This is a genomic window from Actinomyces ruminis (genome assembly GCF_002154335.2).
GTDB lineage: Bacteria > Actinomycetota > Actinomycetes > Actinomycetales > Actinomycetaceae > Actinomyces > Actinomyces ruminis.
Map to the genome: position 1 here is coordinate 1 of NZ_MTPX02000020.1, position 22,861 is coordinate 22,861.

Genomic DNA, 22,861 nt, shown 5'->3' on the forward strand with positions numbered 1-22,861 from the left:
CGGCGAGCTCGGCAAGGCGCCGGCGCGTCCCAGGGGGCCAGGGCGTTGCGGACTTCGGCGGCGGAGGTGGGCACGTCCGGGGCGTCACCCCAGGTGCGGGCGACCAGGCGGTCCAAGGCGGCATCGACGTCGTCGGGCGTGCGCGCAATCTGCGAGGGGGGCACGGGGGCGCCGCCCACCATGGGGGCGGCAGGCAGACCGGTGCGCTTGCCCGGCCAGCGCCGAGTCAGTCCGAAGTACAGCAGCTCAACCAGGGCGCGGGCGTCGGCGCGGTCGCCCACCAGGGGGTCGCTCGCGGTGCTCGCCTCCAGCCCCAGCGCCGCCGCTTCCACACCGATGCCGGAAACCTGTACGGTGCCGTCCGGCCGCACCCGTACAGACTCTGGCGACAGGTTCAGGTGGTGCAGGCCGCGGCGCGAGCAGGCGTCCAGAGCCTGGGCCGCCTCACCGACAATGGCGCGCACCTGGTCGGCCCGCAGGCCGGAGTTGACCAGCGCGGAGAAGGTCCGGCCCGTCATCGGTTCGGTGACAATGAACGACGGCGTGGCCGCCTCGACGTCGTAGACGCGCTGAACCCGGGTGTCATCGACCAGCACGGCGCGGGTGGCCGCCTCCAGCACCTCCCGGCGATGCGGGGTGCGTCGGTGAGCATGAGCACCGTGACCGTGCGGTCCAGGATCGTGTCCCGGCCCAGGTGCCGCACGATGCGCGGCAGGGTGGCGGGCATGGTGGACAGCAGCTCGTACCGACCGGAGCCGATCGGCGTCGCGTCCCCCATGAGGCCGCCTCCCACGACTGGTAGTGCCTGCGTATTAAACGCGAGTCTAGCCGGATCTGCGGACCATACTGCGGCCGGGGCGAAACCGATATTCGAGGCCCCCGGTGCCGACTTGGCTGCCGGTGGGAACGAGGGCGGCAGGGTCGGGGTCGGCTCCACCGAGGCCTGCGCGGCCAACGGCGGGGGTGGCGCCAGGGCGCGGCCCAGGCTCACCACCGCCCGGCCCACCCGTCCGGGCAGTATGCGACCAACCTTGGACACGATCCGCGAGAGCGGACCGAAGAACACGTCCAGCTCCTGCACTCGCAGCAGCTTGGCCGCGGCCAGATACACCAGGGTCATGACGACCGCGACCACCAGCACGATCACCAGGGCATCCACCTGCCGGGTTCCGCTCAGGGAACCGTCGGCCGATCCCAGTAGGCGGCGCACCCCCAGCCCTACGAGGATGGCGGGCAGCGCCGCCACGATCAGGCGCGCGTAGGTGCTTACCACCCGCGGTCCATCCAGATCCGGCAGATGGCGGCGGATCAGCGGCACCAGTACCAGGAATCCGGCGATCTGGCAGGTGGCCGAGCCCACCGCCGCCCACACCATCCAGTGGTTGGCGGGGGCCAGCAGGAAGGCAGCCAAGCAGATCAAGACCGGGATCAGGCCCACCACCACGTCGGCGATCAACAGCCGCTTGGTGTCCGCGTAGGCGAGCATGACACGCTGCATGGTGAACCACACGCCCTGCCCCACAATGCCGGCGGCCAGTACCGTCAGAATCGGGGCGGAGGCGTGGGCCTGCTCGGTGGACAGCGAGGGGACGAACACCTGTAGGGCCGGGGCGGCCAGGGTGCCGATACCGGCCGCGAACAGCACCGTGAACACCGCAATCGAGCGCAGTCCCAGAGACAGGTCGTCGCGCACGCCCGCGTGATCCCCGGCGGCTGCCTTCTCGCTCATGCGGGTGAACAGGGCGGTAATGATCGAAGTGGTGATCAGCGACTGCGGCAGCATGTACACCAGCTGGGCATTGGCGTACATGGTCGTAGACGGGACGATCACATCCGCATAGGCGGCCGACTCGGCGGCAGTGACCGCCCGTGAACCCAGGTTGGTGGCGGCCAGGTCACCCAGGGAGATGATGGCCGTGCCCAACAGCGCCCACAGTGCCACCTTGGACATATTGCCCAGCCCCATGCCGCGCACCCCGAAGATGAGCTTGGGGTGAAAGCCGGAGCGGACCAGGGGGATGTACAGGATCAGCGCCTGGGCGGCGATGCCCAGCGTCGTCGTCGCCCCGATCAGGGCGATACGGCCCGCGTCCCAGATGCTCGGATCCTGCCCGGAGGTGTAGCCGCCGTAGATATGTAGGTAGGCCAGGATCGAGACGATGGAGATGACGTTGTTCAGCACCGGCGACCACATGTACGGCCCGAAGCTGGAGCGGGCGTTGAGCACCTGCCCCCACAGGGCGTACAGGCCGTAGAAGAAGATTTGCGGCATGCACCAGAAGGCGAAGGCGAAGGCCAGCGGCTGCCAGCGTCCCAGGCCGGAGGCGTACAGCATGATCACCAGCGGCGCGGCGACCGTCAGTAGCGCCGCCACGACGGCAATCACCGCGGAGGCGGCGGTCAGCAGCCGGTTGACCAGTTCCTCGCCGTTGCGCTGGCGCAGTGCCCGCACGATCTGCGGCACCAGGATCGCGTTGAGGATCCCGCCGATCAGCAGGTTGTATAGCTGAGTCGGCACCGTGTTTGCGGTGTTGAAGCGTCGGCCGCGCCGGAGGCGGTGGCGCCCAAGGCGGTGACCAGCAGCGCATTGCGCACCAGGCCGAGGATGCGGGAGGTGAGCGTACCCGCCGCCATCACGGCGCTGGAGCGGGCGATGGACGGCGCCGACGCGTCTGCTCGGGAGGGTCGCTCCGACCCCGAGCCGGCGCTCTGAGAGTGGGCCGCGTCCTGCTTCATCTACGCTCCCTGGCGGTACGGCGCCCCCGGCGCACGGTGCGAATAATCCCGGCGACCAGCAGGACCACCAGGATCCCACTGAGCACGCGCGTACCCACATTCTCCCAGTCGGCACGCACTCGCAGGTGCACCGTGGAGGGTGTGCGACATTCGTATGGTCCGCCGCGCGCAACTGGATGGTCAGGTCAACGTCACCGGAACCGACGGCGGTTACCGGCACGCTCGCCGTCACTTGTCCGCCCGCCGGCACCGTAACGGTGATGTCCTCGTCGGTCTGCAGGCGCGTGGAACTGGATTCCAGGTGCACCTCGACGGTCACGTCTTGGTCCAGGGTGGACACGATGCGCACCGGCAGCTCCGCGGAGGACGAGATCAGGTTGATGGTGCTTGACGGCGCCGCCGCCAGACCATCGGTCACCGCCTCCCCGCGGGCGCGGGACTGGGTGATCATGGTGGTGCAAGCGGACTCGTCGGCCCGCCAGGACGCCGAGGCGGCCAGGGCGACCACGTCGGTAGACATGCCCAGGGCGCGGTCGGGGTCTTCCAGGATCGAGGCGACCGAGTCCAGATGGTCCGCTGTCGCCCGTGCCGCCGACAGGGTCATCGCCGTCACCTCGCCCTGACCGCTGGCCGACTCCGGCAGCGGCGTGCGCGTCACCTCCGCTCCGGACTGGGCGGAGTCGGTGGCCGAGTCCAGCAGCGCTTGCAGGCTCTGCGGCTGCGTCCAGGTGGAATTGGTCAGGGCGGTAAGGCGCTGGCCCAGCACCTGCGGGTCCAGCTCGGCGGCCGCCTGGCGGGAGACGACCACCACCATGTCACGGCTTACGGCCGGCGCCTGCCGGGTGACGATGGCGGTCTGGCCGCGCAGCAGTTGCACGGCGTCAAGGTCGGACAGTTTCGCGTCCCCCTCACCGGTGAGCAGGCTGCCGCCGATTGCCGCCGACACACCAACATCCGGGATGAGCACCGTGCGCCCGTCCAGGGTCATGGTGCCCGACGGCGTATAGGTCAAGTCCACGGCCACGGGCGCATCGCCGGGGGCGGCGACGACGGTGGTCACCGAGTCGGGCAGGGCTGCGAGCGTGGTCGTATCCAGTGCGCTGGCCGACCAGGCGACGGAGGTGTCGGCACCGGCCTGCGCCGCGGCACTGGCGGCGCCGCGTTGTAGGGCGGAGTTGAGCAGGTCGGTCTCGCCCAGGTGTGCCAGGGCGGTCAGATCGGCGTCGGCCCAGGGCAGGGCAACCACGTCGCCGGCCGCAACCGCGGCGGCGAGCGCCTGCTTGAGGTCGGCGGCATCGGTCGCCGCGGTCTCCGGGGTACCGTTGGCGGCGCCCGGTGGGGTCGGTGAGGCGGTGGCGGCCGCGCTGGTGGGCGCGGTCGATTCCAAGCCGAGGACGGCCACCAGGGCCGGATCCACGGCCAGCACCACGCCTTCGCCGGACAACTCCAGCAGGCCCAGCACCCGCTCGTGCAGCGCGGTGAGTGTCTCCGCGTAGTCCGCGCCGGCATCCGTGGTGGTTGCGGACGCTGTTGCGCTCGCGGTGGGGGCCGGGGAACCGGCGTCGTCGGGGGCCGAACCCGGGGCGGGGGTGGCGGGCGGTCAGTGCCAACAGCTCGGCCGGCGAGGCCGTGATCGGGACGAAGGCGGTCACCCGCGTGGGGCTGACCTGTACCTCCGGGTTCCACAGCAGGATGGTGCGGTCCTGCGTGAGCGTGGTGTAGCCCTGGGTCAGTGCCACCTGTATGCCGCGCGGGCCCCACTGCTCGGTGTTGTGCAGCGGCAGGTTGTCGGCGCTGATGGTGAGCCGGAAGTTCACCGCCGCGCCGGGTGCTACGTCATCCTCGAGGGTCTCCAGGGCGATGGTCGCCAGCGGCGTGTCCTGCTCGTCGGCGAGCCAGGAGGCCAGGCCGTCCGTGGTCAGTTCGGTGCGCGACTGCATTTGCGCCACCAGCGTGGTGCCGGAAAGCGCCTGGTCGGTGCCGTTGGCAATCGTGCCCGTCAGCGTGATGTCCTCGCCGGTGCCCAACACCTGTGGCGCCATACTGGTGACGGCCAGGGTCACCTGCCCGGCCGACTGGACGTCTTCGGCGTCGGCTGCGAGTGCGGTGGTGGCAACCGTCCCCCACAGGACGTCGTGTGCGGCCAGGTCAGCGGCGTCGGCGCGCACCGGGGAGAGCGCCAGCGCGCCCACCAGGACGAGCACCGCGGTCAGCACCGTCAGCGCCCGTCGGCCGGCGCGTGCGGCCCTTGAGCGATACAGGGTGGCGGAGCTCACCCGTCACCCACCAGGATCTCCCTGGCGGCGGCGACGATCCGGCGCTCATTGGGGTAGGCCAGGCGGCGGGCGACGTCGTCCAGGGTTACCCACTCGACGTCCTCCGCCTCATGATCGGGGTCGTTCTCGGTGGTGAGGTCGCCGCCAAGCGCCTCCAGGAGGAAGTGGTGGACGACCTTGTGCACGCGGTGATCCTCGCCGGCGAACCAGTAATCCACGGTGGCCAGATGCCGCAGCACCCGGCCGGTGATGCCGGTTTCCTCGGCGATCTCCCGCACGGCCGCCTCCTCGGCGGTCTCGTTACCCTCCAGGTGCCCCTTGGGTAAGCACCACTCCAGGCGGCCGCCCCGGTTGCGCCGCGCAATCACAGCGGTTACGGCTCGACCGTCCTGCACGTCGATGATCAGTCCGCCGGCGCTCGTCTCGTCGACCACAGGCAGCGAGCGTGCGGCCGGGCGCCGCGGCCGGCTACCGGCGCGGGGCATACGAGAGCGGTGGGAGGACATGGGGACACTCTAGGCGGTTCACTGCTCGATCGGCTCCCTTGGGTTCCGCGTGGCAGGCTTAGGCCGATGACCGATCGCCCGACCGCCCCCGCCCCCCGTTCCGGACGCCGCCCCCGCAGCGCCGTCGTCCCCGACGAGCGTCCCGATGCCGACGGCCTGACTCCCACCGCCCGCCGGGCCCTGCGCGCCCTGCCGGACTCTCTGCATGAGCTGGGTCGCCGCTTCGCCGATGCCGGGCATGAGCTCGCGCTGGTCGGGGGGCCGGTGCGCGATGCCTTCCTCGGCGTGCTCCCGCACGACCTGGACTGTGCCACTTCCGCCCACCCCGAGGAGACCGAGGCGATTATGAAGGCCTGGGGTGACGCCTGCTGGGACGTCGGCAAGGCCTTCGGCACCATTGGTGCGCGCAAGGGTGACGACGTCGTCGAGGTCACCACCTACCGCACCGAGGAGTACGAATCCGGTTCCCGCAAGCCCGCCGTCGCCTACGGTGACAGCCTCGTCGGTGACCTCACGCGCCGCGACTTCACCGTCAACGCTATGGCGCTGCGACTGCCCGAGCTGGAACTCGTGGATCCCCACGGCGGCTTTGACGACCTGTGCGCCGGCGTGCTGCGCACCCCGGTGGCCGCCGAGCAGTCCTTCGACGACGACCCCCTGCGCATCATGCGGGCCGCCCGCTTCGCCGCCCAGCTCGGCTTCGACGTCGAACCAGACGTGCTGGCCGCCATGACCGACATGGCGCCCCGCCTGAAAATCGTGTCCGCCGAGCGGGTACGTGCCGAGTTCGAACGGCTGCTGCTGGCGCCCTGGCCGCGACGCGGGCTGGAACTCATGGTGCACACCGGGGTGGCCGACGTGGTCCTGCCCGAGCTGTCCGCCCTGCAGGAGACCGTAGACGAGCACAAGCGCCACAAGGACGTCTACGAGCACACCCTGACGGTGCTCGAGCAGGCCATCGACCTGGAGACCGGGCCCGACGGCCCCGTGCCGGGCCCGGACCTGACGCTGCGGCTGGCGGCGATCTTCCACGACATCGGCAAGCCCGCTACTCGCCGCTTCCTGCGTGACGGCACCGTCACCTTCCACGGGCACGATCACGTCGGCGCCCGTATGACCGCCAAGCGCATGCGCGCCCTGCGTTTCGACAAGCAGACCATCAAGGACGTCTCTCGGCTGGTGGAGCTGCACCTGCGCTTCCACGGCTATGCTGACGCCGCCTGGTCCGACTCCGCGGTGCGCCGCTACGTGGCCGACGCCGGACCCCTGCTGGAGCGCCTGCACCGGCTGACCCGTGCGGACGTGACCACCCGCAACAAGCGCAAGGCCCACATGCTGGACGCGGCCTACGACGACCTGGAGGACCGCATCGCCCAGCTGCGCGAAGAGGAGGAACTGGCCGCCATCCGCCCCGACCTGGACGGCAAGCAGATCATGGCCGAGCTCGGCGTCGGGCCCGGGCCGGTGGTCGGCGAGGCTTACCGCTTCCTCATGGATCTGCGCATGGAGAAAGGACCCCTGGGCGAGGAACTGGCTCGCGAGGCGCTGCACTCCTGGTGGGCGGCGCGTGGCGGGAAGTAGCCGGCGGTTGCGGCCCTCGGCGTCGTTGGCGCGGAGCACGCGGCGTCGGCGTGCGGCGTCGGCGGTCGCCCTGACCCACAATGCAGCGGGCATCGCCGTCGGCAGGGCACTATCTTCGTCTGCAACGCCCCTTTCCCGTTAACAACGCCACTTAACGCTTTGCTGAAGGCCTCAGAGGTATACAGCAGACCGTTAACTGGCGTTGTTAACCCCGAACCGGCGTAGCAGACGCGTACGCGGGTGGGCGGGTGCCGGCGCCGGTTACCAGATCGGCTTCCGGCGGCGCGCGTGCGCTGGTCGTAGGCACATTCCGGACGCGTCGCGGCCCTCACCGGCGTCCACAGGCGACGTTCGCGACACCCCAATCCACAGGGATCGCGAGGCCTGGTCGCGCCGTCGTCGGCCCGCGGTGATCCTGCTGGCATGCAGCACTACCCGACGCCACCGGAGCGTCCCCGGATGCTATTTACCGCCGACTGCTCCGAGCGCGGTCTGCGCGGTCGGAAAGACCTCGTCCATGTGGCACGTGGCAGCTACATGACCGTTCCCGGCCGGGATACGCCGACCTGGCGCCTGAAGGAGCTCGTCACCCTGGCGCGCTGCGAGGCGGCGCTGCGGGCTTCGCCGTCGGCAGTCGCCCTGACCCACGAGGCCGCGGCGGTGGTGCTGGGACTGCCCATTCTGGAGTCCGAGCCCTGTGTTCGCCTGGCGGTACCCGGGAACCGATCGCACAGCACCATCGTTTTCCCGACGGTGATGTATGGACCGCCGGAGGGTCGACGTCGCGGTCGGTCGGTAAAGCTGCTGCGTTCGACGACCGCGCCGCCGCCGGAGGAGGTAATCAACGTGGGCGGCTGCGGGTGACGACGCCGCTGCGCACCGCCATGGACTGCGCCTTCGACCTGCCGGTGCGCGAGTCGTTGCCGGTGGTGGACGCCGCACTACGGGCGGTGTGCCGGCCCGACCGTTTCAACCGGCGCTGCTACGGGGAGATGGAGATCGACGCGGCGCGCGAACGGCTGATGCGCATGGTGGAGGGTCAGGGGCGTCGCCACGGCAAGCGTCGCGCCAGGGTGGCGGTGGAGCGCGCGGATCCCTTTGCGGAGTCGCCGGGCGAGAGTGTGCTGCGCTGGGCGGTCGATGTGGCCGGGCTCCCCGAACCGGTGACGCAACGGCGTTGGATCGGTGACGATACGCGAGAGTACTTCCTCGACGTGGCTCTGGACAGCGCGATGATCGATCTTGAGTTCGACGGCTACGGCAAGTTGGCGACATCGGCCGACGTGCGCGCGGAGAAGCAGCGCGAAATGGTGTTGCGCCGCGGCGGCTGGACGGTGCACCGCTTCGAGTGGCGCGAGCTGGCGGATCCCGAGCGGCTGGTGCGGCGGGTGGAGAGTCTGTTCCCGCCTGAGAGCACACGCGGGGTGCGGCGGTGCCGCGGCCTGTGGCTGTAGGGGTGTGGCGGGCATGGCCGAAGTCGCTGGGCGGCCGCGGCCTGACTCGTCTGCAACGCCCCTTCCCCGTTAACAACGCTAGTTAACGCTTTGCTGAAGGCCTCAGAGGTATACAGCAGACCGTTAACTGGCGTTGTTAACCCCGAACCGGCGTAGTAAACGGCCTCGGGGCTGGGCGGGGCGCGGTGCCCGAGGGCGTCCTGAGTCAGGGGCCGAGGACGTGCAGCGGGCAGGTAACGGTGCCGTCCGACAGGGTCGCCGTCGGGCCGGTGCCGGTGACCACCAGCTTGAGCGCCGGCTCCCCGACCACGGAGGTGTCAATCTGCTGCATGGTGCGGGCCAGTGAACGGGCACCCTTCTCGATCTGGGAGGCACCCAGTTTCACCTCAACCGCGGCCCACCTGCCGCGGGGGAAGGTGAGTACGGCGTCAAGTTCGTGACCATTGGAGTCACGGTAGTGGTACACCTGGCCGCCGAGCGCCTCGCTGAAGACGAGTAGATCGTGGACGACGGCGCTCTCGAAGATGAAGCCGGTGGTCTCAGGGTCCGCCGTGAGTTGTGCGGCGTCCGCGCTCAATGCGGTGACGGCGAGCGCCGGGTCGGCCAGGTGGAACTTGGGCGCGGTGCGCAGGCGGGCACGTGAGCGCAGCCCGACCGCCCAGGCGGGGATCCGCTCGACGACGAACAGCCGCTCCAACAGTTCCACGTAGCGGGCCACGGTCTCGGGGCGGATATCCGGGGCGACCGGGCGCAGGTCCCTGGCCAGGGTTCGCCAGGAGACCTCGGCGGCTGTGGCCCGCGCCAGTGAACGAATGAGTGCGCGCATAACCGTAGGCTCGTGCCTGGTCCGGGCCAGTCGTCCCAGGTCCGCTCGGACGACGTCGTCCAGGTAGCCGCTCAATGCCACCGCCGCCGCTGCGGGTTCCAGCCTGGCCAGCGCCGGGAAGCCCGTGCGTGCGAGCGCGTCGACAACGTCGTGGTAGGGGCTCGTGGTCGCGCTTGCGGCGGGACGATCGCCATCAATCAGGGCGCCGAGGCTCAGCGCGCCTGTAGAGGTGCCGCGTTCGAACCACGTCATGGTGCGCTCGCGCATGCGCAGGAAGCGTCCGGCGCCGGTGTGGCGGGTGGCGTCGTCGGCCGGAACGGCGGATCCGGTGAGGATGAAGGCTCCCGGCTGCGTCGCCGAATCAACGGCGCGACGGACTTGGTTCCACAGTTGAGGAGCCAGTTGCCACTCGTCGAGCAGGCGGGGTCGATCACCGTCCAGGACGGCTTCGGGGGCGAGATCGATCAGGCGGCGGGTGACATCCTCGTCGAGGAAGACGCAGGAGCGGGCGGCATTCAGACCAGTCATGGTCTTGCCACAGGCGCGGGGGCCCTCGATGACAACAGCGCCGCCAATTTCGAGCAGCCGACCAAGCTGGGCGTCGACGACGCGCGGCAGGTAGTCATGACCCAGTGTTTCCCGCGTGTCCATGCGGCAAGTATAGCGGAAGGCGGAGGTTTGCAGAGAACTTATGCGGAGGTTTGCAGGCTGTGTGGGCGGAGGTATGCGGGACTTCAAGACGTATGCGGAACGGCGCTCGCCGTCAGTGCCTCTACTACGCCCCTTCCCCGTCAACAACGCTACTTAACGTTCTGCTGAAGGCCTCAGAGGTATACAGCAGACCGTTAACCGGCGTTGTTAACCCCGAACCGGCGTAGTAGACGCCAGACGCCGTGGGAGGCCGGGGCGTGGACGCAGGCGGTCACTGCCTGGGATGCCCGCGCCGGTTGCGAACAAGCAGGACGACTTCTACACACAAGATGGCAAGCAAGATCCAGCGCGCGGTGCCCCATGGGGCTGCGGGCAGGAAGGTGAAGCACACGGCCGTGACCAAGGACCAGGCCAGGAGTGTGCGCAGGTGGCGCGGGGAGTTCAGGTACCGGCTGTTAGTGGAGCCGGCTCGAGCAGAATTCACGGCTACTTCTTCCAGGGACGGCGGTTAGCTGCGTAGCTCACTGTAGTTGTTGTCTCAGGTATCCGAGTCGGCATGGGCATGGAGATCGGATTCGGTTACTGGCTCAACGGCGTGTGGGACTGTAGTTCTTGGCCGGAGTGTGGCACGCGAGGATGACGATCTCATTGAAGACGGCGCTCCCGATGCCCTTGCCGACCCCTCGCTGATCGGCCGTTGGTACGTGCTCCCCGAACTGACACACCGGCTCTCCCCGGAGACTCTTGACCTGATCGACGCACGTCGGCACTTCTGGAGCGAGTACCGCAACGCCGCGGGGCCCGCGGTGGCGTCGACCGGCTACGGTCTGGCCGCGGCGGCGCTCGCGGAGGCCACCGACGGCGTGCTCGCTTCCTTCGACTCCGCTTTCGACTTGGAGCACAACGGCGAGACCGCCGCGGAGTTCCTCTCCTGGTGGGGCGATCACCAGATCAACTTCTACGGCACGAAGCAGTTCCTCCGCTCCCACAGGGTGAACTAGCCTTGACCGCATGCTCGAACGAGCGTTCAACGATGACCGACTGGTTCTGACCCCCGACCCCTGGACAACCGACATCAGCAGGCCGAGCCACGCCCTGAGTACGGATGTCAGGGCCTTGGTGCTTGCATCCACCCAACGCGGACCCGTCGATGAGCGCGACCTGAGTCTGTAGACCAGAAACAGGCCCACTGGGGGCTTGGCGCGCCTATGCTGCCCTGCGTGAGCCAGTCCCGCGTCGCCGCCCTCCTCGATGAGCTTTACTTCAACGCCCAGACCCAGCGGGGCAAGGGCACGAGCTTCGAGCGCTTGGTCCGGCAGTTTCTCCTGACCGACCCCCGCTATGCCGAGCGCTTTGACGAGGTCTGGATGTGGAGGGACTGGCCGGGTCGCGGTGCCCGCCCGGACCACGGCGTCGACCTGGTGGCCCGCGAGCGCGACACCGGCGACCTGTGCGCGGTGCAGTGCAAGTTCTATGACCCGCAGGCTCGGGTCACCAAGGGCGACGTCGACACCTTCCTGGCAGAGTCGGGCACGGGCGAGTTCAGCTCGCGCCTGTTCGTGTCCACCACCGACAAGTGGAACTCCGCGGCCGCAGCCACGGTGGAGAACCAGGCCATCCCGGTCTCCCGCATCGGCCTGAACGACCTGTTCAACTCCACCATCGACTGGGACAAGTTCAACCTCGCCACCCCCGAGGTGATGGAGCGCGCCGGCCGTAAGACGCTGCGCGAGCACCAGCGGCGCGCGCTGGATGCGGTGACCCAGGGGCTCGCCACAGCCGACCGCGGTAAGCTCATCATGGCCTGCGGCACCGGCAAGACCTTCACCTCGCTGCGCATTGCCGAAGCGATAGCTGGAAGCGGCGGGGGGGGGGTAGTACTTTTCCTGGTCCCCTCCATTGCGCTGCTTTCGCAGACGCTGCTTGAGTGGAGTGCGGAGGCCCAGGCGCCGCTGCGGTCCTTCGCGGTCTGCTCGGACAACAAGGTCGGCAAGGGCCGCGGCAAGACCAATCTGAGCGAGGACATCTCGGTGGTCGACCTGGCGATCCCCGCCACCACCGACGCCGAGGCCCTCGCCCGTCGGCTCACCCGGCCCGCCGCTCCCGTCGACGGCGTGACCCCCATGACGGTGGTCTTCTCCACCTACCAATCCATCGACGTCGTCGCCCGGGCGCAGGGGCTCGGAGCACCAGACTTCGACCTGATCATCTGCGACGAGGCCCACCGCACCACCGGTGCCACGCTCGCCGGGGCGGACGAGTCCGCCTTCGTCCGCGTCCACGACAACACCTACCTGCGTGGCCGCAAGCGCCTGTACATGACGGCGACGCCGCGCATCTACGACGACTCCACCAAGGCGCGCGCCGGCCAGAAGAACGCGGTGCTCGCATCCATGGACGACGCCGACACCTACGGCGAGGAGCTATTCCGCCTGGGCTTCGGTGAGGCCGTCTCCCGCAACCTCCTGACCGACTACAAGGTGCTGGTCCTGACCGTCTCCGAGGACGCCGTCGCCTCCCGCATGCAGTCCTCCCTTGCGCGCAACGGTGAGCTCACCCTGGACGACGCCGCCCGCATCGTCGGCTGCTGGAATGCACTGGCCAAGCGCTCGGTGAACCTGGCCGAGTACGGCACCGACATTCAGCCCATGCGCACCGCTGTCGCCTTCGCCCGAGACATCAGGAGTTCCAAGCGTTTCGCCGCGTCCTTCAACGACGTCGCTGAGGACTACCGCAGCGGCCTGCCCGAGGGGGACGACGCCGTCGCTCCGTCGGAAGGCGCCTCCGCTCAGCGGCGGCTGGAGTCGGTCGAGGTCAGGCACGTGGACGGCTCCATGAACATCATGGAGCGCAACCGCCTGCTGGGCTGGCTCTCTGGCGAGACCGCGGCCGGCCCGGGAGCGTCGTCGTCGGGCGCCGGGAGTAGCGAGAACGACGCCGACGGCGCAGTGTCCTGCCGGGTGCTGTCCAATGCCCGCTGCCTGAGCGAGGGCGTGGACGTGCCCGCCCTGGATGCGGTCATGTTCCTGTCACCGCGCAAGTCCCAGGTGGACATTGTGCAGTCCGTGGGGCGGGTCATGCGCCTGGCCCCGGGCAAGCGCTACGGCTACATCATCCTGCCGGTGGCCATCCCCACCGGCATGGCCCCGGAGGACGTGCTGGCCGACAATGACACCTTCCGCGTGGTGTGGGAAGTGCTGCAGGCGCTGCGCGCGCACGACGAGCGCTTTGACGCCATGGTCAACAAGATCGACCTCAACCGCTCCAAGCCGGACAAGGTCGCCATCATCGACCCCTTCGGCACGCCCGCCTACGACCCCGACGACGACGCGGTAGACCAGGGTGAGCAGGCGGCCTTCGACCTGGCGTCGCTGGGCAAGTGGAAGGAGGCGATCTACGCGCGCCTGGTCCAGAAGGTCGGCAGCCGCCGCTACTGGGAGCAGTGGGCCAAGGACGTCGCCCAGATCGCCGCCCGCCACCGCGCCCGCCTGGAGCAGCGGGTGACCGACCCGGCGGTCGCCCCGGAATTCGCCCACTTCCTTGACGCCCTGCGGGCCAACCTCAATGACTCGATCACCCCGGCTTCCGCGATCGACATGCTCTCCCAGCACCTGGTCACCAAGCCGGTGTTCGACGCCGTCTTCGACGGCTACGACTTCTCCGCCACCAACCCGGTGGCCCAGGTGATGGGGCGGATGCTGCGCGTGCTCGACGGCGCCAATCTGGAGGCGGAGACCGAGGAGCTGGAGGGGTTCTACACCTCCGTGCGCGAGCGCTGCGCCGGCATCGACAACGCCGAGGGCAAGCAGCGGATCATCACCGAGCTGTATGAGAAGTTCTTCTCCCAGGCCTTCGCCAAGACGGCGAAGTCCCTGGGGATCGTGTACACGCCGGTGGAGATCGTCGACTTCATCCTACGCAGCGTGGACCACCTGTCTCGTGAGCACTTCGGGCGGGGCGTCACCGATGAGGGCGTACACGTGCTGGACCCCTTCACCGGTACCGGCACCTTCATTGTGCGCCTGCTGCAGTCCGGGCTGATCACCCCGGCCGACCTGGCGCGCAAGTACGCCAGCGAGCTGCACGCCAACGAGATCCTGTTGCTGGCCTACTACATTGCGACGGCGAACATTGAGGTCGCCTACCGCGACCTGTGCGGGCAGGCGCAGCGGGCCGGTGACGATGCTGGTGCCGGTGCGCGGGGCGTGGACAACGGCGGTTACGTTCCCTTCGACGGGATCGTGCTGGCCGACACCTTCCAGATGAGCGAGGGGGCGGGCACCCTGGACATGAGCTTCTTCGTGGCCAACAACGACCGCGCCGCCGCCCAGCGCAGGCTGGACATTCGGCTGATCGTCGCCAACCCGCCCTACTCGGTGGGGCAGGAGTCCGCCAATGACAACAACGCCAACCAGCGCTACCCCGACCTGGACCGGCGGATCGCCGATACCTACGCGGCCCGCTCCACGGGCACCAACAAGAACTCCCTGTACGACTCCTACCTGCGCGCCATCCGCTGGGCCAGCGACCGGCTCGGCGACGCCGGGGTGATCGGCTTCGTCACCAACGGCGGCTTCATCGACGCCAACACCGCCGACGGCGTGCGGCTCAGCCTGGCCGAGGAGTTCGCGCATATCTACGTATTCAATCTGCGGGGTAATCAGCGCACCGCCGGGGAGCTCTCGCGGCGTGAGGGAGGGAAGGTATTCGGAGGCGGCTCGCGTGCAACCGTCGCTATTACCTTCTTGGTGAAGGACCCGGCCCACAGTGGGAAGGCGGTGCTGCACTACCGGGACATCGGCGACTACCTGAGCCGCGAGGACAAGCTCCGCATCGTGGGCGACTCGCGCATCGAGGCCATGGACTGGGAGGTGATCACCCCCAACGAGGCCGGCGACTGGATCAACCAGCGCGATCCGCGCTACGGAACCTGGCAGTCCCTCGGTGAGGGGCAGGCACCGGTTTTCGAGTCGTACACCGCCGGAGTTCAGACGAATCGCGACGCCTGGGTCTACAACTTCTCCGCGGTAACCCTGCGGGAATCATGCCAGCGCCTCATCGACACCTACAACGCCGAGCGGCAGCGCATCCACAGCGATTACGCCGCCGACTTGGCCGCGGGTGTTGCGGCGAAGGACCTGGTCACCACGGACGAGACCCAGATTAAGTGGACTCGCGATCTTTACCGGTCTGCGGAAAAGGACCGCGCTATTCGCTACAACGCGCACGCCACCTACACGGGCCTCTACCGGCCTTCTGCAAGCAGTGGCTGAACGCCTCCGACGGGATCATCTACCTCCCGGCGGTGCTGCACCGCTACTTCCCCACGCCGGCGCACGACAATCTGGGAATAGTAGTTATGGGTCCGAGGCCCGCTGCTACGTTCGCTGCTCTCATGACTTCCAGCCTCCCAGATGTAGCGTTGTTTACCTACACAGTGCAGTTCTTTCCGCGCTGGACCTGGGAGCAGGTCGACCAGCCCGCCCGGGACCCGGGCATGCTTGACCTTACTGCTGGTGCCGTCGTCGGCAATGAAGGCGAGAGTGCGGCTGAGGTGATCGGCGGTTACCGGCGGGTCGACAACATCACCGACGCCACCCTGCGTGCCTACCGGGAGGCCTACGGGCCGACCGTCAGCAAGGACGACGTCTTCTACTACGTCTATGGCTGCTGCACTCGCCCGACTACCGTAGCCGCTACGGCGCGGACCTGAAGAAGTCCTTGCCGCGCATTCCGCTGGTCGCCTCCCGCGCGGACTTCGTCGCCGTCGCCACCGCCGGGCGCGGGCTGGCGGACCTCCACCAGGACTACGAGACCGTGGAGCCCTGGGAGCTGATTCTGACCGTCGACGGGAAGGAGGTGCCGTGGGCGCAGCGCGACACGATTGACCCGGCGCTGCTGCACGTCACCAAGCTGCGCTACGCCAAGACCCGGGTGGATGGCAAGCAGGCGGATGACAGGAGCAGCATCGTCTACAACGAGCACGTGACCCTGTCGGGCATCCCGGAGACGGCTCAGGACTACCTGCTGGGCTCGCGCAGCGGCCTGGACTGGCTCATCGACCGCTACCAGGTGAAGCCTGACAAGGCCTCGGGCATCGTCAACGACCCCAACGAGTGGATGGCCGAGGGCGCGGGCCAGGGCAACATGGCGGCGCCCCAGCCCCGCTACCTCCTCGACCTCATCGCCCGCGTCACCACCGTCTCCGTGCGCACGCAGCAGATCGTGCACTCCCTGCCCCCGCTGGACGTGCGCGATTAGTTCTGACTCGGCCTCGTCTCGTCGGTCTTACTGGGCATGCCTGGCGAGTAGCTGGTTAGTCTTCGTCGGCGCGCATAAGTGTCTCGTGATCGCGGCCACCGTAGTAGACGCCGAGAATCTCAACAGCCTCATCGGTTACGGCGAAGGCGATGACGGCTCGGCGTCGGAAACCGACGGTACGTACGCCGGGTCTGATGTCATCGCGAGCGCGCCCCACCATTGAGAAGTCGACCAAAGCCTCGCAGCGGTCCATAAGTGCTGACACATATGTCAGTGCTCGGCTGGGGAACCCTGACTCGTCCGCGATCCATCGGTAGAGATCAGCCAGGTGTACTTGCGCCTGCTGGGAGTAGACGAGGCGGCGGGCTTTTGCTTCAGGCTTCGGATGTTGCGTGGGCATGGAGGTCGGCGATGTGCGCGCGCACTGCCTCGGGAGACAAGGCTCGGGCGGGATCCTCGCGTAGCTCGTCATAGGCCGGTCCCACTTCGTTGCGGAGCCAGGAATCGAGAGCTTCTTCGCGGCTGAACAGTTCGCGGAGCCCGTTTGCGACGGCGGTACTGCGGCTGGCGTACGCACCGGACGCCACGCGCTGATCCAGTTCAGCGGCCAGTCCATCTGGAACGGTGACAGTCAGCGTTCTGCTCACCGGGACCTCCTTCCGCCGTCGTGATGATTCTATGCGTCTGTTGCGGAGCGCAAAAGGACGCTTGTAGGACGGCTCACCCTCTAGGTCGTGGGCGCGGGCCGGGAGCGGCCGTTGTCGGCAGGGGCGATCGCTGCCCACAGCCCCGTCTACTACGCGCCTTCCCCGTTAACAACGCTACTTAACGTTCTGCTGAAGGCCTCAGAGGTATACAGCAGACCGTTAACTGGCGTTGTTAACCCCGAAACGGCGTAGTAGACACCTTCGTCCGGGCGGGCACGCAAGCGAGAACCCGGACGGAGACGGTAGCGCCGTGGGTGCCCGCCCTGCTGCACGCCCGCCACATCGACCCCACCCCATGAGACGCTTTCGGCTACCAACCGCCCCCGCGGCTATCGTGTAGCCATGCGCGTGTACAACTTCTCCGCAGGCCCCGCACAACTGCCGCTGCCCGTGCTCGAGCAGGCCGCCGCCGAGCTCACCGACTGGCAGGGCTCCGGCATGAGCGTGCTGGAGGTCTCCCACCGCGGGAAGGACTTCGTCGCCTGCGCCGCCGACGCCGAGGCCGCCTTCCGCCGCGTCGCCGGCGTCCCCGACAATTACCGCGTCCTCTTCCTGGCCGGCGGTGCCACCGGCCAGTTCTCCGCCATCCCCATGAACCTGGCCCCCCGCGGCGCCACCGCCGCCTACCTCAACACCGGCCAGTGGTCCAAGAAGGCCATCAAGGAGGCCGCCCGCCAGGGCGTGAACGTGCTCACCGTCGCCGATGAGGCCGCCTCCGCCTACACCACCACCCCCGAGCCCGGCTCCTTCGCCGTCCCCGCCGACGCCGCCTACCTGCACTACACGCCCAACGAGACCATCGGCGGCGTCGAGTTCCCCTACGTCCCCGACGCCGGCGACGTCCCCCTGGTGGCGGACTTCTCCTCCACCTACCTCTCCCGCCCCCTCGACGTCGAGCGTTTCGGCGTCATCTACGGCGGCGCCCAGAAGAACCTCGGCCCCGCCGGCCTGGCGATCGTCGTCGTGCGCGAGGACCTGCTGGATCGCGCCCGCCCCGACGTGCCCGCCATCTGGGACTGGAAGGTCATGGCCGGCGCCGACTCCATGCTCAACACCCCGCCCACCTTCTCCATCTACCTGCTCGGGCTGATCCTGCACTGGATCGAGTCCACCGGCGGCCTGGAGGCCATGGGCGAGCGCAACCGCGCCAAGGCCGAGCGCCTGTACGCCGCCATCGACGCCTCGGACTTCTACACCAACCCCGTCGAGCCGCGTTCCCGCTCCTGGATGAACATCCCCTTCACCCTGGCGGATCCCGCCCTCGACGCCGACTTCCTCGCCGGCGCCGACGCCGCCGGCCTGACCAACCTCAAGGGTCACCGCAGCGTCGGCGGCATGCGCGCCTCCATCTACAACGCCATGCCCGACGACGGCGTCACCGCCCTGATCGACTACATGACCGAGTTCGAGCGCACCCGCGCCTGACGGCCCCGCTCGGAAGCTCCGCAGAACCTCAGGAGAAGCCACCGCCATGACCAAGCAGTTCCGCATCCAGACCCTCAACGCCATCTCCGGCGCCGGCCTGTCCCGCTTCCCCGACGAGCGCTACGACGTCGGCGGCAACGTCACCGAGCCGCACGCCCTGCTGGTGCGCTCGGCCAAGCTGCACGACGTGCCGATCCCCGACTCGGTAATGGCGATCGCCCGCGCCGGCGCCGGCACCAACAACATCCCGGTCGACGCCATGACTCGGCGCGGCATTCCGGTGTTCAACACCCCCGGCGCCAACGCCAACGCCGTCAAGGAGCTGGTGCTCGCCGGACTGTTCATCGCCTCCCGCAACCTCATCCCCGCTGCCCGCTTCGCCCACGAGCTCACCGGCGACGACGCGAGATCGCCCGCGCCGTCGAGGCCGGCAAGAAGCAGTTCGTCGGCTTCGAGCTGCCCGGACGCACCCTCGGCGTGATCGGCCTGGGCGCCGTCGGCGTGCAGGTGGCCAACGCCGCGCTCGGCCTCGGCCTGAACGTGGTCGGCTTCGACCCCGGCATCAGCGTCGAGCACGCCTGGCACCTGAGCGCCGAGGTGGAGCGCGCCGAGACCATGGAGGAGGTCTTCCGCCGCGCCGACATCCTCACCGTGCACGTGCCGCTGATCGAGTCCACCCGCGGCCTGGTCTCCACCCAGCGCATCGCCCTGATGAAGGAGACGGCGGTGCTGCTGAACTTCGCCCGCGCCGAGATCGTGGACGAGGCCGCCGTCGTCGCCGCCCTCGACGAGGGCACCCTGGGCGGCTACGTGTGCGACTTCCCGTCCACCGCCGTACACAAGCACCCCAAGTGCATCTCGCTGCCGCACCTGGGCGCCTCCACCAAGGAGGCCGAGCGCAACTGCGCCGTCATGGCCGTGGACGAGCTGCGCGGCTTCCTCGAGGACGGCCAGGTCCACAACTCGGTCAACTTCCCCGAGGCGGTGCTGCCGCGCGAGCCCGGCACCCGCCGCCTGGTGATCGTCAACCAGAACGTGCCCAACATGGTCGGCCAGGTCTCCACCCTGGTTGCCGAGCGGGGCCAGAACATCGCCAACCTGCTCAACCGCTCCCGCGGCGACCTCGCCGTCACGCTGGTGGACGTCGAAGGCGAACTCGATGAGGACGTGCTCGAGCAGTTGCGCGCCATCGACGGCGTCCTGTCCGCCCGCGCCATCGAGCCCGCCGTCTGACCGAGCGGAATCCGCCCGCGCCGGAGGGCTACGCACGACCTTCGGGTAATTCCACGACCTCGGGGTGCAAAGCACGACCTCCCCGGGGTCGTGGAACGTACCCCAAGGTCGTGTTTTGCGCGGGGCGAGGTCGGCCGGGGCGATGGGCGGCGGGGTTCCCGGAGAGCTCTTGCTCGCGACCTGGCCTTCCCTTCTGCGCCCATCTGACCTACTATCTAGTAACTACTAGATAAGCGGCGACGGCGCCGCACAGGAGGGCACCATGACGCAGCACTCGGATCGGCTCATCTTCGGGGCCGCCTACTACGACGAGTACACCCCCGCCGCCGCGGGTCCCGACCGGCTCGAACGCGACATGCAGATGATGGTGGACGCCGGCTTCACCACGATTCGCATCGCCGAGTTCACCTGGGGCACCTGGAATCCCGCCCCCGACGTCTTCGACTTCACTCACATCGACCGTGCCCTCGACGCCGCCGCCGCGCACGGCCTGGACGTCATCGTCGGCACCCCCACCGCCGCCATCCCCACCTGGCTCGCCTCCCGCCACCCCGAGGTCCTCGGCATCACCGCCGCCGGCCCCAACAAGTACGGGCCCCGCCAGAACATGAACATCCTCGCCCCCGCCTACCGCCACTACGCCGAGGCCGCCATCCGCGCCCTGGCCGAGCACACCGCGCCGCGCGCGAACGTGGTCGGCTTCCAGCTGGACAACGAGACCAAGTACTACGACGCCGCCAACCCCGACATCCAGCGCGCCTTCATCGACAGCCTCAAGCAGCGCTTCGGCGATGGGCAGGAGGGCCTCAACGCTCTGAACTCGGCATACGGCCTGAACTACTGGTCCAACCGGATCAATACCTGGGAGGATTTCCCCGACGTCACCGGCACCATCAACGGCTCCCTGGCCGCCGCCTTCGACGCCTTCCGCCGCAGCCTGGTCACCGACTTCCTCGCCTGGCAGCGCGCCATCGTCGACGAGTACCGCCGCGAGGACCAGTTCGTCACCCAGAACTTCGACTACGAGTGGCGCGGCTACTCCTTCGGCATCCAGCCCGCCGTCGACCACTTCCAGGCCGCCGACGCCGTCACCCTGGCCGGCGTCGACATCTACCACCCCGGCGAGGATCACCTCACCGGCAAGGAGATCGCCTTCGGCGGCGACATCTCCCGCTCCCTGAAGGACGGCGACCCCTACCTCGTCATCGAGACGCAGGTCCAGGGGCAGATGGGCTGGCTGCCCTACCCAGGACAGCTGCGCCTGCAGGCCTACTCCCACCTCGCCTCCGGCGCCTGCGGTGTTATGTACTGGCACTGGGGCTCCATCCACAACTCCTTCGAGACCTACTGGAAGGGCCTGCTCTCCCAGGACTACACGCCCAACCCCACCTACCAGGAGGCCTGCGTAGTCGGCCGGGAGCTGGACGCCCGCGCCGACTCGCTCACGGGCCTGCGCAAGCACAACCGGATCGCCATCATGGTCTCCAACGAGGCCTACACCGCCCTGGAGTGGTTCAGCCTGGAGGCCGGCTTCCCCCGCCAGTACGCCGGCGGCGGCGCCAACTACAACGACGTCTTCCGCTGGCTCTACGACGCCCTGTTCGACCTGAACCTGGAGGTCGACGTCGTCCCCGCCGACGCCCCGGCCGAGCGCCTGTCCCGCTACGCCGTGCTGATCACGCCTGCTCTGTATGTCACCCCGCAGGAGGTCACCGACGCCCTGCGCGCCTACGTGGCTGGTGGCGGCCACCTGGTCACCACCTTCCGCACCGGCGTCGCCGACGAGAATGTGCAGGTATTCACCGACCGCCAGCCCCACGGCCTGTCCGCCCTGCTCGGCCTGGGCACCGACCAGTTCACCCGCCCCGACGGCGTCGCCCTGCGCCCCGTCGGCGCCCTCGCCGCGGCCCTGGACGACGACGCCGCAGCCGACCCGGCGGAGCTGGCCGCCTCCACCTTCATGGAGCTGCTCACCCCCGTCGACGCCGCCGACCTCCAGGGTGAGGCCGAGGTGGAGGTGCTCGCCGAGTACGAGCACCACGCCTGGTCCGGGCCGGCGGTGGCCACCCGCGCCGTCGGCGCCGGCTCGATCATCCACCTGGCCACCATGACCGCCCCGGCGCTGACCCGCGCTGTGCTGCGGCTGGTGGCCGAGCGGGCGGGCGTGACCGACTGGGCGCAGGACCTGGCCGGCACCATTACCGTGCGCCGCGGCACCAACGGCCGCGGCCGGGCCCTGACCTACTTCCTGAACTATTCCCGCGCCGCCGTCGAGATCGCCCTGCGACGGGCGGCGACGACGTCCTGGGCACCGTCGCCGCCCCGGGCACCCGCCTGGAGGCCGGTGCCACCGTAACCGTCCCCGCCTGGGGCGTCCTCGCCGTCGAGGCTGAGGGGAACTGAACCCCTGCAACCAAGCCAGCACACTCAACACACCGAGAAGGACCCACTCATGACCGTCCCTGCCAACACACCAGCAGCTCCCAACGGCTTCCAGTTCTACGCCACCACCGAGGCCGACCCCTGGTTCACCCCAGACACCCCCGTCACCGTCGAACCGATGCGGACCTTCCCGGGCGCCTTCCTGTGCCTGGACGCCCCCGCCCAGGAGATCGACGGCTTCGGCGTCTGCTTCAACGAACTCGGCTGGGTGGCGCTGTCCCGGCTAGAGGAGGCCGAGCGCAGCGAGGTGCTGCGGCAGATCTTCGCCCCCGGCGTCGGCGCCAACCTCTCCGTCTGCCGCATGCCGGTGGGCGCCAACGACTTCGCCACCGACTGGTACTCCTACGACGAGGTCGACGGCGACTACGCCCTGGAGCACTTCAGCATCGACCACGACGACGCCACCCTGGTGCCCTACATCCGCGCCGCCAAGGCGCACCGGCCCGACCTGACCCTGTGGGCCTCCCCCTGGGGACCGCCGTCGTGGTTCAAGCGCAACCACCACTACGCCTGCGCCGCACCCAACCCCATGAGCGAGCAGACCAACTTCGACAACGGACTGTCCCCGGACAACCAGATCAAGGAGGGCACCGACGGACTGATCCTCACCGAGCAGGTGCTGGACGCCTACGCCCGCTACTTCGGCAAGTTCATCGACGCCTACGCCGAGCGCGGCATCGACATTTCCATGGTGATGCCCCAGAACGAGTTCAACTCCGCGCAGATCTACCCCGCCTGCACCTGGACCCCGGAGGGCTGATCG

General features: G+C 68.9%; 14 protein-coding genes and 3 pseudogenes. 10 read left to right on the top strand and 7 right to left on the bottom strand.

Annotated features, from left to right (window positions below; translation table 11 throughout):
- From BW737_RS19340 to BW737_RS03085, 4 genes and pseudogenes are all read right to left on the bottom strand, one after another.
- A partial coding sequence (locus tag BW737_RS19340; protein WP_476723620.1) for a protein kinase family protein occupies positions 1 to 596 on the bottom strand: 596 nt, incomplete at its 3' end.
- Entirely contained in the window at positions 515 to 4,210 is a 3,696-nt protein-coding gene (locus tag BW737_RS20200) for a DUF6049 family protein (RefSeq protein WP_476723621.1), read from the bottom strand. The genes BW737_RS19340 and BW737_RS20200, both read right to left, overlap by 82 nt.
- 157 nt (positions 4,211 to 4,367) lie before the next feature.
- Positions 4,368 to 5,012 (bottom strand): annotated as a pseudogene (locus BW737_RS19800) (DUF6049 family protein); the annotation flags it as partial.
- Positions 5,009 to 5,518 carry an NUDIX hydrolase gene (locus BW737_RS03085; RefSeq protein WP_086615327.1) on the bottom strand — a complete coding sequence of 170 codons (510 nt, stop codon included), beginning with the start codon at positions 5,516 to 5,518 and terminating at the stop codon, positions 5,009 to 5,011. The gene BW737_RS03085 and the pseudogene BW737_RS19800, both read right to left, overlap by 4 nt.
- Before the next feature lie 66 nt (positions 5,519 to 5,584).
- Here BW737_RS03085 and BW737_RS03090 point away from each other — a divergent pair, with 66 nt between their 5' ends.
- The 3 genes from BW737_RS03090 (at position 5,585) to BW737_RS03100 (ending at position 8,553) form a co-directional block, all read left to right on the top strand.
- The gene (locus BW737_RS03090; protein WP_086615326.1) at positions 5,585 to 7,099 is read left to right on the top strand and encodes a CCA tRNA nucleotidyltransferase; all 1,515 of its coding nucleotides are present in this window, start codon (positions 5,585 to 5,587) and stop codon (positions 7,097 to 7,099) included.
- 423 nt (positions 7,100 to 7,522) lie between these two features.
- Positions 7,523 to 7,963: a hypothetical protein gene (locus tag BW737_RS03095; RefSeq protein ID WP_143233242.1), complete on the top strand. Its 441-nt coding sequence runs from the start codon at positions 7,523 to 7,525 to the stop codon at positions 7,961 to 7,963.
- Entirely contained in the window at positions 7,960 to 8,553 is a 594-nt protein-coding gene (locus BW737_RS03100) for a hypothetical protein (RefSeq protein WP_086615324.1), read from the top strand. The genes BW737_RS03095 and BW737_RS03100 overlap by 4 nt, the downstream gene beginning before the upstream one ends.
- Before the next feature lie 205 nt (positions 8,554 to 8,758).
- Here BW737_RS03100 and BW737_RS03105 read toward each other — a convergent pair whose 3' ends face one another.
- The gene (locus tag BW737_RS03105; protein ID WP_086615323.1) at positions 8,759 to 10,030 is read right to left on the bottom strand and encodes an ATP-binding protein; all 1,272 of its coding nucleotides are present in this window, start codon (positions 10,028 to 10,030) and stop codon (positions 8,759 to 8,761) included.
- A gap of 623 nt (positions 10,031 to 10,653) precedes the next feature.
- Between BW737_RS03105 and BW737_RS03110 the strand changes: the two genes are divergently transcribed.
- From BW737_RS03110 to BW737_RS03115, 3 genes and pseudogenes are all read left to right on the top strand, one after another.
- Positions 10,654 to 11,031, top strand: a complete 378-nt coding sequence (locus BW737_RS03110) for a hypothetical protein (protein WP_086615321.1) — start codon at positions 10,654 to 10,656, stop codon at positions 11,029 to 11,031.
- A 10-nt stretch (positions 11,032 to 11,041) separates the two neighbouring features.
- Positions 11,042 to 11,203, top strand: a complete 162-nt coding sequence (locus BW737_RS15960; RefSeq protein WP_180272030.1) for a hypothetical protein — start codon at positions 11,042 to 11,044, stop codon at positions 11,201 to 11,203.
- 35 nt (positions 11,204 to 11,238) lie between these two features.
- A pseudogene (locus BW737_RS03115) lies at positions 11,239 to 16,291 on the top strand (DEAD/DEAH box helicase).
- Positions 16,292 to 16,346: 55 nt separating this feature from the next.
- On the opposite strand, the gene BW737_RS03120 reads toward BW737_RS03115, so the two are convergent.
- Positions 16,347 to 16,691: a type II toxin-antitoxin system RelE/ParE family toxin gene (locus BW737_RS03120; RefSeq protein WP_086615320.1), complete on the bottom strand. Its 345-nt coding sequence runs from the start codon at positions 16,689 to 16,691 to the stop codon at positions 16,347 to 16,349.
- Positions 16,666 to 16,938, bottom strand: a complete 273-nt coding sequence (locus BW737_RS03125) for a ribbon-helix-helix domain-containing protein (RefSeq protein ID WP_086615319.1) — start codon at positions 16,936 to 16,938, stop codon at positions 16,666 to 16,668. The genes BW737_RS03120 and BW737_RS03125 overlap by 26 nt, the downstream gene beginning before the upstream one ends.
- A gap of 402 nt (positions 16,939 to 17,340) precedes the next feature.
- Here BW737_RS03125 and serC point away from each other — a divergent pair, with 402 nt between their 5' ends.
- From serC to BW737_RS03145, 4 genes and pseudogenes are all read left to right on the top strand, one after another.
- Complete coding sequence (gene serC / locus BW737_RS03130) at positions 17,341 to 18,423, top strand: 3-phosphoserine/phosphohydroxythreonine transaminase (protein ID WP_086615318.1); 1,083 nt, start codon at positions 17,341 to 17,343, stop codon at positions 18,421 to 18,423.
- Positions 18,424 to 18,469: 46 nt separating this feature from the next.
- Positions 18,470 to 19,656, top strand: a pseudogene (locus BW737_RS03135) (phosphoglycerate dehydrogenase).
- Between the two features lie 262 nt (positions 19,657 to 19,918).
- Positions 19,919 to 22,012 (top strand): beta-galactosidase, encoded by a 2,094-nt coding sequence (locus BW737_RS03140; RefSeq protein ID WP_218961762.1) that lies wholly within the window; start codon positions 19,919 to 19,921, stop codon positions 22,010 to 22,012.
- Positions 22,013 to 22,108: 96 nt separating this feature from the next.
- Positions 22,109 to 22,858 (top strand): glycoside hydrolase, encoded by a 750-nt coding sequence (locus BW737_RS03145; RefSeq protein WP_086615317.1) that lies wholly within the window; start codon positions 22,109 to 22,111, stop codon positions 22,856 to 22,858.
- Positions 22,859 to 22,861 lie beyond the last annotated feature (3 nt).